The sequence below is a fragment of the Thioalkalivibrio sp. ARh3 genome, from assembly GCF_000377265.1.
GTDB classification, from domain to species: Bacteria; Pseudomonadota; Gammaproteobacteria; order Ectothiorhodospirales; family Ectothiorhodospiraceae; genus Thioalkalivibrio; species Thioalkalivibrio thiocyanoxidans.
The window spans coordinates 1-12,754 of the sequence record NZ_KB897959.1; the positions used below are offsets into that span (position 1 = coordinate 1).

Here is a 12,754-nt window from a genome sequence, read left to right on the forward strand (position 1 = left end):
CCCTTCCGCAAGGGGCTTCATACGGGGGGATAAGGTCAAGACAAGGGCTGTCCTGACGTTCGTGCCAATGGATGGAAACTAGGTATTCGGACATCTTGGCACGCGCGGCCTGCGGCCCTGGCGTGCCGCGCCCGCGAGCGGGCGCCAGACCCCATCGTAGGATGCGGATGAGCGCAGCGAATCGCATCAGGGTTGCCCCCTACGTTGGCATGGTGCGTTTCGCTGCGCTCAACGCACCCTACAGCGCGGGCTTTATGACAGGTGCAGGAACACCGCCTGTTTTGCCCTACCCTCCCGATATGAGCCCCTTGTGGAGGGCGTGACAGGCCGGGAGAAGGCGCTGACTGTCTGAGCGAAGCGAGTTTCAGCGCCGCCGGCCTGGCGCGTCCGGAGCAAGGTTCCCGGGCGAATCCCGGGCGTGTTTCTTGGTTACTTCTTTGCACGAGCAAAGAAGTAACTCGCGGTGCGCTCGCGAGTGAGCGCGGGCAGGCGGCCAGACAAAGGCACCGTAAACACCGGATGACGAACTAGGCCCAGCCTCAGAAATCAGGGTTCAGCCGGCGAGGGCGTCGCGCAGGGCCGCGAGAAAAGCGTTGTTCTCGTCGGGGCGGCCGACGGTGACGCGCAGGCAGTCGGCGAGTAGCGGATGCGCGCGGCCAACATCCTTGATCAGGATGCCGGCGTCGCGCAGGGCCGCGAAGCTCGCATGCCCCTGTCCTTCGTGCACCCGAAAGAGGATGAAGTTCGCCTGGCTCGGGAACACGTGCTCGACACCGTCGATCGCTGCGAGTGCATCGGATAGTCGGCCGCGTTCCTCCATGATGCCGCGCGCCTGGTCATCCAGCACCTCGCGGTGATCCAGGGCGAAGGCGACCGAGCGCTGGGTCAGGGTATTGATGTTGTACGGCAGGCGCAGCCGGTCCAGGGCGTCGATCCAGCCCGCGGAGGCGGCGAGATAGCCCAGCCGCGCCCCGGCCAGTCCCAGTTTCGAGACCGTGCGCATCACCATCAGCCCGTCGTGCTGGCCGACCTCCGGCAGGAAGCTGTGGGCGGCGAACGGGGCATAGGCCTCGTCGACCACCGTGACGCCGGGGTTGGCCTCGATGATCGCCTGCACGGCGGCCGGGTCGTCCAGGGTCCCGGTCGGGTTGTTCGGGTAGGCCAGGAACACGACCGCCGGGTCGTGTTCGGCCAGGGCCGCGTGCATCGCGTCGAGGTCCAGGGTGAAATCGCGGTTCAGCGGGACTCCGATGAACGGCACACCCATTGCCCGGGCCAGCACGCCGTACATCACGAAGGTTGGCTCCGGCGCCAGGACTGGGCGGCCGGATGCGGCGACCGCCATGATCAGGATCTGGATCAGTTCGTCGGAACCGTTGCCGAACATCAGCCCGGCCGCCTCGGGCACACCGTGGGCGGCGCGCACCTGCTCGGCCAGGTCCCGCGCCTGGGCATCCGGGTAGCGGTTCAGCTGCGGGTCGCGCAGGGCCTCCAGCCAGGCGTCTTCCAGCGCGCCGGGCCAGGGGTGCGGGTTCTCCATCGCGTCCAGCTTGATCAGGCCGGTCGCGTCCGCCACTTGATAGGCCGGCTGCGCCAGCACCTCCGGACGCATCAGGGCATCCGGGCTGCGGCTTTCGTGCGGCAGGCTCATTGCCCGCCGCGCAGTTCGGCGGAACGCGCGTGCGCGCTCAGTCCCTCGCCGTGCGCGAGGGCGGCGGCGGTCTTGCCGAGCTTCGCCGCGCCCTCGGCCGAACAGTGGATGATGCTCGAGCGCTTCTGGAAGTCGTACACCCCCAACGGCGAGGAGAAGCGCGCGGTGCGCGAGGTCGGCAGCACGTGGTTGGGCCCGGCGCAGTAGTCGCCCAGGGCCTCGGAGGTATAGCGGCCCATGAAGATCGCGCCGGCGTGGCGCAGGCCGGCGTCCAGCATCGCCTGCGGGTCGGCCACCGACAGCTCCAGGTGTTCCGGGGCGATGCGGTTGGCGACCTCGATGGCGTCGGCGGAGTCACGCACCTTCACCAGCGCCCCGCGCTTGTCGAGGCTGGTGCGGATGATCTCGGCGCGCGGCATCTCGGACAGCAGGCGGTCCATGGCCTCGGCCACGCGGTCGAGGAAGGCCTCGTCCCAGGACACCAGGATGGACTGGGCCTGCTCGTCATGCTCGGCCTGCGAGAACAGGTCGGCCGCGATCCAGTCCGGATCGGTCTCGCCGTCGCAGACCACCAGGATCTCCGAGGGGCCGGCGATCATGTCGATGCCGACCGTCCCGAACACCTCGCGCTTGGCCGCAGCGACAAAGATGTTGCCGGGGCCGACGATCTTGTCTACCGCCGGGATGGTATCGGTGCCATAGGCCAGGGCTGCCACGGCCTGGGCGCCGCCCACGGTGAACACGCGGTCCACCCCGGCCACGGCGGCCGCGGCCAGCACCAGATCGTTGAGTTCGCCGCCCGGGGCGGGCACGACCATTACCAGCAGTTCCACGCCCGCGACCTTGGCCGGCACTGCGTTCATCAGTACGGAGGACGGGTAGGCGGCCTTGCCGCCGGGGACGTACAGGCCGACCGAGTCGAGCGCGGTCACGCGCTGGCCGAGCACCGTGCCGTCGGCATCGGTGAAGTCCCAGTCCTGCATCTTCTGGTGTTCGGCGTACTGGCGGATACGCGCGGTGGCGGTCTCCAGCGCCTGGCGCTGCTCCGCCGGGATCGATTCCAGCGCGGCCTGCAGGCGCTCCCGCGGGATCTCCAGGTCGGTGACCGCGCTGCGGTCGAGGCGATCGAACTTGGCGGTATAGCGCAGCACGGCCGGGTCGCCCTCGGCGCGCACCGCGCCGAGGATCTCGTCCACCGCATCGCGTACGCCGGTGTCGGCAACGGACTCCCAGGACAGCAGGTGCTCCAGGGCCTGATCGAAGTCGGGCTGCTGGATATCGAGTCGGGCAATGGCAGGCATGGCGGGCTCCTCGTTCAGGCCGGCTCGGCGATCTTGCGGCGCGCGCGCACGGCATCCGCCAGCAGGTTCAGGCTGGTCTTGGTCTCGTCCCAGCCCATGCAGGCATCGGTGATGCTCTGGCCGTAGGTCAGCGGCTTGCCGGGCAGGATGTCCTGGCGGCCACCGACCAGATGGCTCTCCAGCATCGCGCCCATGATGCGGCGATCGCCGCCGCTGATCTGCTCGGCCAGCGAGCGGGCCACGTCCACCTGGCGCTTCGGATCCTTGCGGCTGTTGGCATGGCTGCAGTCGACCATTACCAGTTCCGGCAGCTCGGCCATGCGCAGCTCCTTGCAGGCCTGTTCGATGCTCTCGGCGTCGTAATTTGGCTGCTTGCCGCCGCGCAGGATGATGTGACAGTCGTCGTTGCCGGTGGTGGAGAAGATCGCCGAGCGCCCGGCCTTGGTGACCGACAGGAAGTGGTGCGGGCGCGAGGCGGAACGGATCGCGTCGATCGCCACCCGCAGGCTGCCATCGGTGGAGTTCTTGAAGCCCACCGGGCAGGATAGCCCGGAGGCCAGCTCGCGGTGCACCTGGCTCTCGGTGGTGCGCGCGCCGATGGCCCCCCAGGCGACCAGGTCCGCGATGTACTGCGGGCTGATCAGGTCGAGGTATTCGGTGGCGGCCGGCATGCCCTTGATCGCCAGATCACGCAGCAGCCCGCGCGCGACGCGCAGACCCTTGTTGATGTGGAAGCTGCCGTCCAGGTCCGGGTCGTTGATCAGGCCCTTCCAGCCGACAGTGGTGCGCGGCTTCTCGAAGTACACCCGCATCACGATGTGCAGGGCATCGGACAGCTCATCGCGCAGCCCCTTCAGGCGGTCGGCGTACTCGAGCGCGGCGTCTACGTCGTGAATCGAGCAGGGCCCGACAATCACCTGCAGGCGGTCGTCCTCGTCATGCAGGATGCGGTGGCAGGCCTGGCGTGCCTCGAACACGGTCTCGGAGGCCGCGTCGGTGATGGGCAGTTCCTCGCGCAGGGTGTCCGGGGCGGACACCTCCTGGATATCGCGGATTCTCAGGTCGTCGGTATCGGCGGTCATGATGCTCTCGTTACGTCGTCGCGGGCGTGACGGCCTCGCGCAGGCCCTCGATGAGATTTTGAATAGTTCTATGTCGCATCTTCATGGCTGCCTGGTTCACGATCAACCGGGAACTGATGGGGGTAATCAGTTCCAGCGGCTCCAGGCCATTGGCCTTGAGCGTGTTGCCGGTGTCGACCAGGTCCACGATGTAGTCGGCCAGGCCGACCAGTGGCGCCAGTTCCATCGAGCCGTAGAGCTTGATGATCTCCACCTGGCGGCCCTGCTGGGCGAAGTAGTTCTGCGTGATGTTCACGAACTTGGTGGCGATGCGCAGGCGCTGCTGCGGATCCGGTTGCTGGCCCGGTCGCCCGGCCAGCATCAGCCGGCACGCGGCGATGTGCAGGTCCAGCGGTTCGTAGAGCCCGGCCGCGCCGTGCTCCATCAGCACATCCTTGCCGGCCACACCGATGGATGCCGCGCCATGCTGCACATAGGTGGGGACGTCGGTGGCGCGCACCACCACGATCTTCACGTCCTCGCGGTTGGTGTCGAGGATCAGCTTGCGCGTCTTGTCCGGGTCCTCCAGGAGTTCGATCCCGGCGCTGGCCAGCAGCGGCAGGGTGTCCTTGAGGATGCGACCCTTGGACAGGGCGATGGTCAGGGCGTTGGGATCCATCATGTCGGGTGTCGGTCCGTCTCGCGTTTGTGTCGGGTCAGGCCGGCTCGCGGCGGATGCCCGCGCCGATCTGGCTCAGTTTTTCCTCGATGCACTCGTAGCCGCGGTCGATATGGTAGATGCGGTCGACCGCGGTTTCGCCCTCGGCCACCAGGCCGGCGATGATCAGGCTCGCCGAGGCGCGCAGGTCGGTCGCCATCACCGGGGCGCCCACCAGCTGCTCCACGCCCTTGACGATGGCCGTGTTGCCCTCGATGGTGATGTCCGCCCCCATGCGCTGCAGTTCCAGCGCATGCATGAAGCGGTTCTCGAACACCGTTTCCACCACCGACCCGGTGCCCTCGGCGACCGTGTTCAGGGTCATCATCTGGGCCTGCATGTCGGTGGGGAAGGCCGGGAAGGGCGCGGTCCGCAGGTTGACTGCCTTCGGGCGGCGTCCTTCCATGTCCAGTTCGATCCAGTCCGGGCCGGTCTCGATGCGCGCGCCGGCCTCGACCAGCTTGGCCAGCACCGCATCCAGCAGCTCCGGGCGGGTATTGCGGCAGCGCACGCGCCCGCGGGTAACTGCCGCCGCGACCAGGAAGGTCCCGGTTTCGATGCGGTCCGGCATTACGTCGTATTCGCAGGCCTGCAGATTTTCGACGCCCTGCACGCGGATGGTGTCGGTCCCGGCGCCCTGGATCTTGGCCCCCATGGCCGTCAGGCAGTCCGCGAGGTCGACCACCTCCGGCTCGCGCGCGGCGTTCTCGATCAGGGTCTCGCCCTCGGCCAGGGTGGCGGCCATCAGCAGGTTTTCGGTGCCGGTGACCGTGACCTGGTCGAACACGACGCGCGCACCCTTCAGGCGCTTGGCGCGGGCGTGGATGTACCCACCGTCGACGTCGATCTCTGCGCCCAGCGCCTCCAGCCCCCGCAGGTGCAGGTTCACGGGGCGCGAACCGATCGCGCAGCCGCCCGGCAGCGAGACCTCTGCCTCGCCGAAGCGCGCGAGCAGGGGTCCCAGCACCAGGATCGAGGCGCGCATCGTCTTCACCAGGTCGTAGGGGGCGACACACTGGGTCAGGGTGGTCGGATCGACCTCGATGCGCATGCGCTCGTTGACCGTCAGGCTTACGCCCATGCGGCCGAGGAGTTCCATGGTGGTCGTCACGTCCTGCAGGTGCGGGACGTTGCCAATGGTCATCGGCCCGTCCGCCAGCAAGGTGGCGGACAGGATCGGCAGCACTGCATTCTTGGCCCCGGAGATCCAGACCTGCCCCTCCAGGCGGCGGCCTCCGGTGATGATCAGCTTGTCCATGGAAAGCCCGGGTCGGTCGCAGGGTCCAGCATGGCCCAGCGAAACACGCCATGATAACGAATCTGCCCGCTCCGCGCGCGTTTCCGGGATCAGGCCGTGTGTGCGTGAGCCACGGGAACGGAATCGGCGATCACCGATTGCAGGTCGTAGAGCTCGACGAGGGGTATCAGGCCCTGCGGGATGGCGTGGAACCCCAGTTCACCACCCTGTTCGTGCACCCGGCGCCAGAGGGTGACCAGCAGCGCCACGCCCGCCGAGTCGATGCGGGTCACCTCGCCGAGATCCACCCGCGCGCGAGCGGGCAGCCCGGGGAGCAGGGCGCGAATGCGGGATTCGAGGCCCGGAACCGTGGCAAACGTTAGTGTGCCGGAGAGGGCGAGCCCCTCCGGCGTTGCGTGCAGGCGGGCGTCAGCCATCGCCGTTGTCGACCTCGTCGGCGATGCCGTCCATCGCGTCATCGACGAGTTCGCGGTCGCCGTCCTCAAGGCGTTCGATCAGGGTGTCAAGACCGTTGCGGTTGATCTCCTCGTTGAAGCGGTTGCGGAAGTTGCCGACAAAGCTGAGGCCCTCGGCCTCGACGTCGAAGACCTTCCACTCCCCGTTCACCGGGCGCAGGCGGTAATTGACCTGGAGATTCGACTGGCCGGAGCCCATGACAATCTCGGTGGCCACCACGGCCATGCGGTCGTCCTGACGCGAGCGGCGTTCGATCACGCGAATTTCCTTGTCCAGATGGTCCGCCAATTGCACGCCGTAGGCCTGCAGCAGCGTTTTCTTGAAGGCCTCGGTAAAGCGTTCCCGCTGCTCACTGGTGGCATCGCGCCAGTGGCGCGCCAGCACCAGTCGCGACATGCCCTCGACATCCACGCCCGGCAGGATCTTGTCCTCGATTACGCCGATCACGAAGTCGGGGTCCTCCTGGGCGCGGTCCTCGTTCGCCCGCAGCTTCTCGTAGACCTCGTCGATGGACTGCTTGATGATCTCGGTGGGGTTGTCCGCCTGCGCGGCACCCGGCATGGCCAGCAGCAGGAGCAGCCAGAGTGGCGCCGGCAGCGCCAGAAATCGCAATGTCTTCATCGTGTCGTCCCCGGTTCGGGTTTAGTCACTACCCATGTTGGTCATGAAACGGCCAATCAGGTTCTCCAGAACCAGCGCGGATTGCGTGAACATCACCTCGTCGCCGTCCTGCAGGGTGTCATAGTCGCCGCCGGGCTCCAGGGCAATGTACTGCTCCCCCAGCAGCCCCGCGGTATGGATCGCGGCCTGCGTGTCCATGGGCAGATAGTCATGCTCGGAGCGGATTGCCAGCTTGACCTCGGCGCGGAACTGTTCCGGATCATAGCGAATCTCTGCGACGCGCCCGATGCGCACACCCGAGACCGTGACCGGCGCGCGCGTCTTGAGCCCGCCAATGTTGTCGAAATAGGCCGTCACCGTGTAGGTGTCGCGGTCGTGGTAGTCGGTCACGTTGCTCACCTGGATCGCCAGGTAGAACAGTGCCGCGACACCCAGCAGCACAAACACGCCGACCGCCAGTTCGAAGAAACGTACCTTCATCATGCCACCTGCATTGTTGGATCAGCCCGCGCCGAACATCAGCCCGGTCAGGATGAAATCGAGGCCCAGCACCGCCAGCGAGGAGACCACCACCGTCTGGGTCGTTGCGCGCGAGATGCCCTCGGAGGTCGGCATTGCATTGAAGCCCTGGAATACCGCGATCCAGGTCACCACGAAGCCGAACACAATGCTCTTGATCACGCCGGAGAGCACGTCTTCGTTCCAGTCGGTCACCGACTGCATCTGCGAGAAGTACGCGCCGCTGTCCACGCCCAGCATGCCCACGCTGACGATGTAACCGCCCATCACGCCCACCGCGCTGAAGATCGCGGCCAGCAGCGGCATCGAGAGGAAGCCGGCCACGAAGCGCGGGGCGAAGATGCGGCGATACGGGTTCACCGCCATCATCTCCATCGCCGAGAGCTGCTCGGTGGTCTTCATCAGGCCCAGCTCGGCCGTTAGCGCGGAGCCCGCGCGGCCGGCGAACAGCAGTGCGGTCACCACCGGGCCCAGCTCGCGTACCAGGGACAGGGCGACCACGCCGCCCAGGGCCTCTGCGGCCCCGAAGTTCACCAGGGTAATGTACCCTTGGTAGCCCAGCACCATGCCCACGAACAGCCCGGAGACGATGATGATCAGCAGCGAGCGCACGCCCACCGAATAGATCTGCACTACCGTCAGCCCGAACCGCCGGATCACGATATCGAGGCTGGCCAGTACCTGAATCAGAAAGATGAATGCGCGGCCGAACACCACCAGGGCATTCAGCGAGCTGCGGCCCAGCGAGGCAATCGCGTCAATCATCACGCTGCTCCCGTACCCCGAGCAGATCCTCGCGGTAGCTGTCGCCGGGGTAATGAAACGGCACCGGGCCATCGGGGCGGCCCTCGAGGAACTGTGCGCTCCAGTCGGAGGCACGTGCGCGCAGGTCGCCGGGTGCTCCGGCGTCCACTGCCCGGCCATCGGCAATCAGCACCACGTGATCGGAGATGGCCATGGCCTCGTTCACATCGTGCGAGACCAGTACGCTGGTCAGGCCCAGGCTCTGGTTGGTGCGCCGGATCAGGGTCACGATCTGGCCCATGGTGATCGGGTCCAGGCCGGTAAACGGTTCGTCGTACATGATCAGGTCCGGGTCCAGCGCGATCGCGCGCGCCAGCGCCACACGCCGCGCCATGCCGCCGGACAGCGAGGCCGGGTCCAGGTCGCGCGCGGAGCGCAGGCCCACCGCCTCGAGCTTGAGCAGCACCAGGGTGTGCAGCACGTCCTCGGGGAGGTCCGTGTGCTCGCGCAGCGGGAAGGCGACATTCTCGAACACCGAGAGATCGGTCAACAGGGCCCCGCTCTGGAACAGCATGCCCATGCGTTTGCGCAGGGCGTACAGGCGCCGGGTCGAGAGCCGTGCGACCTCCTGGCCGTCGACCCAGATACGGCCGCCGTCCGGGCGCAGCTGGCCACCGATCAGGCGCAGCAGGGTTGTCTTGCCGCTGCCGCTGGGGCCCATGACTGTGGTCACCTGCCCGCGCGGGATGCGCATGGACAGGTCCTCGAAGACCACCTTGCGCCCGCGTCGGAAGCGCAGGTTCTCGATCACGATGTGCGGACTGTCTTCGGCGACCGGCTCAGCCACGGGCACCTCTTGCCGTACGGCCAATGGGACTCGGGAGTCTGGCGCGGGACCGATGCCCGGTCAAACCAGTTTGGGTGGAGTTCATCCCACCCCCAGCAACTGGGCGATGGTGCGAAACTCGGAAAGTCGATCCGGTCGCGTCCGAAGGAACACGGGTGTCGGACCCTGGCCGCCGGTCGCGATCAGGGCCTCGACCAGGGTACGCCACCCCATCGGGTCCAGGTCCGGCTTCGGCTCGAGCTGCCAGAGGCCGGCGCCGTCTCGGCCCGGATACCACAGCGCCTCGCGGGTACCCGGAAGGTTGTGAGCCTCGGCGGGTCCCGCGAGCAGTGCAGTCTTCGTGTTGCTGGCCTCCAGTGCCGCTTCCACGGCAGCGGCATGCTCGGCATCCATGACGCTGAGGGCCACACCCTGGAGATGCTCGCCCAGCTCTTTCTCGATTCGGGCGAGGGCGGCCACACCCGCCTCCGGCGACAGGTCACGGGACCACTCCAGGGTCAGGCGCAGCTTGGCGGGGACCGCCTCGGCCCAGGGCCCGAACGGATCTTCCTCCGGTGCCGCCCAGACAGAGGCGGGTAGCAGCAGGCGGCTGTGATAATGGGTGTAGTACTCCAGTTGCCAGTCGGCCGGGAGGTCGTCCGGGAAAAAGCTCTCCCACCAGGACTCACCGGGGGCCGCGACTCCCGCAGCCTGCAGCTCCAGCGCTTGTTGATCCTTCGACATCCGCGTCTCCCTTGTTCAACCACAGTCTGACGGGCTTGCTTGTATCCCCAACGCGCGCGCGGCACAGTTGATGCCATGCGCTTCGACCTCTTTCATGAACTCTCGGTCCCGGAGTTTCTGCAGACCTCCGAGACCGAGGTAATCGACCGGACCCTGGCCCTGTGGGAGCAGGCCGATCGCCTGGGCTACGGCACGGCCTGGCTGGTGGAACACCACCTGATGCCGGAATTCTCCCACAGCACCGCGCCGGATCTGGTCCTGGCCGCGGCCAGCCAGCGCACCGAACGCCTGCGCCTGGGCCTCGGTGTGGTCCCGCTGCCCTACCACCACCCGCTGCGGGTCGCGCAGCGGGTCGGCATGCTCGACCAGCTCTCGGGCGGGCGCCTGGACCTGGGCATCGGGCGCGGTTTTTCGCCGCGCGAATATGCCACATTCGGCGCCCAGATGAGCGAGTCCCGCGCACGGGTCGACGCCGGGCTGGATGCGCTGCGCCAGGCCTTCGCCACCGGTCGGATCACCCAGGACGGTCCGTTCCATCACCTGGACGACGTTCCCGTGATGCCGCGCCCGGTGCAGGACCCGCACCCGCCGATCTGGACCGCCGCGGTCAGCCCGGAGTCCTTCACCTGGGCTGCCGAGCAGGGCATCGGGGCACTGGCAGGTCCGTTCAAGCCCTGGCAGATGATCCGCGAGGACATCCGTCTGTATCACGAGGCCTGGGATGCCTCGCGCACCGATATCGCCCATCCGCCGCGCGTCGGGATGACCCTCGGGGTGCTGTGCCTGCCGGATGGCAAGCGCGCCCGGCGCGAGGCCAAGCCCGCGTTCGAGTGGTTCTACCGTCACATGTTCCAGCAGACCCTGCCGGTGCTGGAGCGCCTGATCGAGGGCTACGACTACTACCGTTCGCTGGGGCGCTTCCGCCACCTAGTCAAGGCCGGGATCAACCTGAAGATCCTCGACATGCTGGGCATGACGCTGGTCGGCACGCCCGCCGAGTGTCGCGAGCGCATCGAGGGTCTGCGCGAGGCGGGGGTCGATCAGGTCCTGCTGGCCTTTGGCGCAGGGGCCGTGCCCCACGAGCTCGCCCTGGAGTCCATGGACTGCTTTGCCGAGGAGGTCATGCCGGCCTTTGCCGAGCGCGCCCCGGGCGCCACCGGCACGGCTGGATAGCCATCCATGCGGGTCGCCGTGACCGGCGCCGCCGGGCGCCTCGGGCAGGTGCTCATTCCGGCCCTGGCCGCCGCCGAAGGTATCCAGTCGGTCACCGCGATCGACCGCCGCCCGGTTGCCGCGAATGCGCACACGACCTCTTCGCAAATCGATCTCGCGGATCTCGGAGCGGAACACCTGGCCGGGCATGACAGCCTGATCCACCTCGCCTTCCAGCTGATGGGCGGGCAGGGCGGGCGCCGGCGCCGCGACCGCGACTGGGTGCGCGCGCAGAATGTCGAGCTGAGCCGCCACGTCTTTCAGGCAGCCGCCGCGGCCGGTGTGCGCCAGATCGTCTTTCTCTCCAGCGCCGCGGTCTATGGGCCGTGGTCGGACTCGCCGCGTCCGCTGACCGAGCGCAGCCCGGCGCGGCCGCGCTTCCCGTACGCCGAGGACAAGGTCGCCACCGAGCAGGCCCTGCTGGCGGTCGGCGCGCAGTATCCCGATTTGACCACCTGCATCCTCCGACCCCCGGCAATCGTGGGGCCGAATGCCCACCCGCTGCTGCGCCGGGTTGCGCGCAGTCGTGTGTACCCGGGTGGCGTCGAGGTGCCGGTGCAGATCCTGTGGGAGGACGACGCCGCGGACGCCGTCGTGCGAGCGGTTGCGCGCCAGGCGGAGGGGATCTTCAACCTCGGGGCCGAGCCTGTCTGGTCCATGCGCCGGATGGCGCTACACGGACGCCGCTGGGGCGTCCCGGTGCCCCCGGGCCTGATCCGGGCGCTGCACCCTCTGGCCTGGCGATTCACCCGCCATGCCGGCGATCCCGGATGGGTCCAGGGCCTCGACGGCGCCCTCCAGATGGACTGCTCGCGCGCCCGCGAGCACCTGGGCTGGGTACCGCAGGTCTCCACCCCCGAGTGCCTGGAGCGCCTTCGCCGGTAGCTCCGTCGTTCTCGGGCTGGGCCTGGCTCGTCGTCGGTGTTTACGGTGGCCTTCCTTCGGCCGCCTGCCTTGCAGAGGCTGGCCCTAGCTCGTCGTCGGTGTTTACGTGCCTTCGGCACGCATACTGCCAAGCGCTGTTTCGGCAGCGCGCCCCGAGTTACTTCTTTGCTCGTGCAAAGAAGTAACCAAGAAACACGCCCGGGATTCGCCCAGGAACCTTGCTCCGGCCGCGCCAGGCCGGCGGCGCTGAAACTCGCTGCGCTACGCTTCGCTCAAACAGTCAGCGCCTTCTCCCGGCCTGTCACGCCCTCCACAAGGGGCTCATATCGGGAGGGTAGGTCCAAACAGGCGGTATTCCAGCACCCGCGATAAGCCCGAGCTGTAGGGTGCGTTGAGCGCAGCGAAACGCACCGCTCCGACGTCGGGGTTAATCCTGATGCGATTCGCTGCGCTCATCACATCCTTGTGTCTTGCGGTTCACGGATCGCTACCATGGACCGCACCGGACTCGGGGTAACCCGATCGCATCCTGAGGTCACGAACCTGTGCCGTAGATGGGCCCCCGAGTCCTTTTTCATCTCGAAGTTTGAACGGTATCCAAGCTCCCCGTGAAGGGCGGGTGAAGCTGTACGGACAAGGTGAGAGGACGAGATGGCTCATATTGGCATTGATGTCAGCAAGAACAAGCTCGACTGCATGTGGGTCCGGGATCTGGAGGCGGGCAAGGTCAAGCCGAAGGTATTCCCGAACCGCCAGGA

General features: G+C 67.5%; 13 protein-coding genes and 1 pseudogene. 3 read left to right on the forward strand and 11 right to left on the reverse strand.

All coding sequences use genetic code 11. The annotated features are described in order from the left end of the window. Positions 1-553 precede the first annotated feature (553 nt). From hisC to C995_RS0113405, 11 genes are all read right to left on the reverse strand, one after another. Positions 554-1,651, reverse strand: coding sequence for a histidinol-phosphate transaminase (gene hisC / locus C995_RS0113355; RefSeq protein ID WP_018865414.1), 1,098 nt, complete (start codon positions 1,649-1,651; stop codon positions 554-556). Next, a complete protein-coding gene (gene hisD, locus C995_RS0113360; protein ID WP_018865415.1) occupies positions 1,648-2,952 on the reverse strand; it encodes a histidinol dehydrogenase in 1,305 nt (434 codons plus the stop codon). Before hisD ends, hisC begins: the two co-directional genes overlap by 4 nt. Positions 2,953-2,966: 14 nt before the next feature. Next, a complete protein-coding gene (locus tag C995_RS0113365) occupies positions 2,967-4,034 on the reverse strand; it encodes a 3-deoxy-7-phosphoheptulonate synthase (RefSeq protein ID WP_018865416.1) in 1,068 nt (355 codons plus the stop codon). A gap of 10 nt (positions 4,035-4,044) precedes the next feature. After that, complete coding sequence (gene hisG, locus C995_RS0113370) at positions 4,045-4,695, reverse strand: ATP phosphoribosyltransferase (protein WP_018865417.1); 651 nt, start codon at positions 4,693-4,695, stop codon at positions 4,045-4,047. A gap of 34 nt (positions 4,696-4,729) precedes the next feature. Beyond that, entirely contained in the window at positions 4,730-5,989 is a 1,260-nt protein-coding gene (gene murA, locus C995_RS0113375) for a UDP-N-acetylglucosamine 1-carboxyvinyltransferase (protein ID WP_018865418.1), read from the reverse strand. 89 nt (positions 5,990-6,078) lie between these two features. Then, positions 6,079-6,405: a lipid asymmetry maintenance protein MlaB gene (locus C995_RS0113380; protein ID WP_018865419.1), complete on the reverse strand. Its 327-nt coding sequence runs from the start codon at positions 6,403-6,405 to the stop codon at positions 6,079-6,081. Next, entirely contained in the window at positions 6,398-7,066 is a 669-nt protein-coding gene (locus C995_RS0113385; RefSeq protein ID WP_018865420.1) for a phospholipid-binding protein MlaC, read from the reverse strand. Before C995_RS0113385 ends, C995_RS0113380 begins: the two co-directional genes overlap by 8 nt. 21 nt (positions 7,067-7,087) lie before the next feature. Continuing rightward, complete coding sequence (mlaD, locus tag C995_RS0113390; RefSeq protein WP_026279129.1) at positions 7,088-7,546, reverse strand: outer membrane lipid asymmetry maintenance protein MlaD; 459 nt, start codon at positions 7,544-7,546, stop codon at positions 7,088-7,090. 21 nt (positions 7,547-7,567) lie between these two features. Then, positions 7,568-8,350, reverse strand: a complete 783-nt coding sequence (gene mlaE / locus C995_RS0113395; RefSeq protein WP_018865422.1) for a lipid asymmetry maintenance ABC transporter permease subunit MlaE — start codon at positions 8,348-8,350, stop codon at positions 7,568-7,570. After that, complete coding sequence (locus tag C995_RS0113400) at positions 8,343-9,176, reverse strand: ABC transporter ATP-binding protein (protein WP_026279130.1); 834 nt, start codon at positions 9,174-9,176, stop codon at positions 8,343-8,345. The genes mlaE and C995_RS0113400 overlap by 8 nt, the downstream gene beginning before the upstream one ends. 81 nt (positions 9,177-9,257) lie before the next feature. After that, complete coding sequence (locus tag C995_RS0113405; protein WP_018865424.1) at positions 9,258-9,899, reverse strand: hypothetical protein; 642 nt, start codon at positions 9,897-9,899, stop codon at positions 9,258-9,260. A 75-nt stretch (positions 9,900-9,974) separates the two neighbouring features. Between C995_RS0113405 and C995_RS0113410 the strand changes: the two genes are divergently transcribed. The 3 genes and pseudogenes from C995_RS0113410 to C995_RS14285 form a co-directional block, all read left to right on the forward strand. Next, positions 9,975-11,072 (forward strand): LLM class flavin-dependent oxidoreductase, encoded by a 1,098-nt coding sequence (locus C995_RS0113410; RefSeq protein ID WP_018865425.1) that lies wholly within the window; start codon positions 9,975-9,977, stop codon positions 11,070-11,072. Positions 11,073-11,078: 6 nt separating this feature from the next. Then, positions 11,079-11,996, forward strand: a complete 918-nt coding sequence (locus C995_RS0113415; protein ID WP_018865426.1) for an NAD-dependent epimerase/dehydratase family protein — start codon at positions 11,079-11,081, stop codon at positions 11,994-11,996. Positions 11,997-12,647: 651 nt separating this feature from the next. Then, positions 12,648-12,754: pseudogene (locus tag C995_RS14285) on the forward strand (IS110 family transposase); the annotation flags it as partial.

Bases quoted from the DNA above. Each gene is read 5' to 3' on its own strand.
- hisC (WP_018865414.1), bottom strand. From the start codon at position 1,651: ATGAGCCTGCCGCACGAAAGCCGCAGCCCGGATGCCCTGATGCGTCCG.
- C995_RS0113410 (WP_018865425.1), top strand. From the start codon at position 9,975: ATGCGCTTCGACCTCTTTCATGAACTCTCGGTCCCGGAGTTTCTGCAG.
- C995_RS0113405 (WP_018865424.1), bottom strand. From the start codon at position 9,899: ATGTCGAAGGATCAACAAGCGCTGGAGCTGCAGGCTGCGGGAGTCGCG.
- C995_RS0113365 (WP_018865416.1), bottom strand. From the start codon at position 4,034: ATGACCGCCGATACCGACGACCTGAGAATCCGCGATATCCAGGAGGTG.
- C995_RS0113415 (WP_018865426.1), top strand. From the start codon at position 11,079: ATGCGGGTCGCCGTGACCGGCGCCGCCGGGCGCCTCGGGCAGGTGCTC.
- murA (WP_018865418.1), bottom strand. From the start codon at position 5,989: ATGGACAAGCTGATCATCACCGGAGGCCGCCGCCTGGAGGGGCAGGTC.
- C995_RS0113380 (WP_018865419.1), bottom strand. From the start codon at position 6,405: ATGGCTGACGCCCGCCTGCACGCAACGCCGGAGGGGCTCGCCCTCTCC.
- mlaD (WP_026279129.1), bottom strand. From the start codon at position 7,546: ATGAAGGTACGTTTCTTCGAACTGGCGGTCGGCGTGTTTGTGCTGCTG.
- mlaE (WP_018865422.1), bottom strand. From the start codon at position 8,350: ATGATTGACGCGATTGCCTCGCTGGGCCGCAGCTCGCTGAATGCCCTG.
- hisG (WP_018865417.1), bottom strand. From the start codon at position 4,695: ATGATGGATCCCAACGCCCTGACCATCGCCCTGTCCAAGGGTCGCATC.
- C995_RS0113385 (WP_018865420.1), bottom strand. From the start codon at position 7,066: ATGAAGACATTGCGATTTCTGGCGCTGCCGGCGCCACTCTGGCTGCTC.
- hisD (WP_018865415.1), bottom strand. From the start codon at position 2,952: ATGCCTGCCATTGCCCGACTCGATATCCAGCAGCCCGACTTCGATCAG.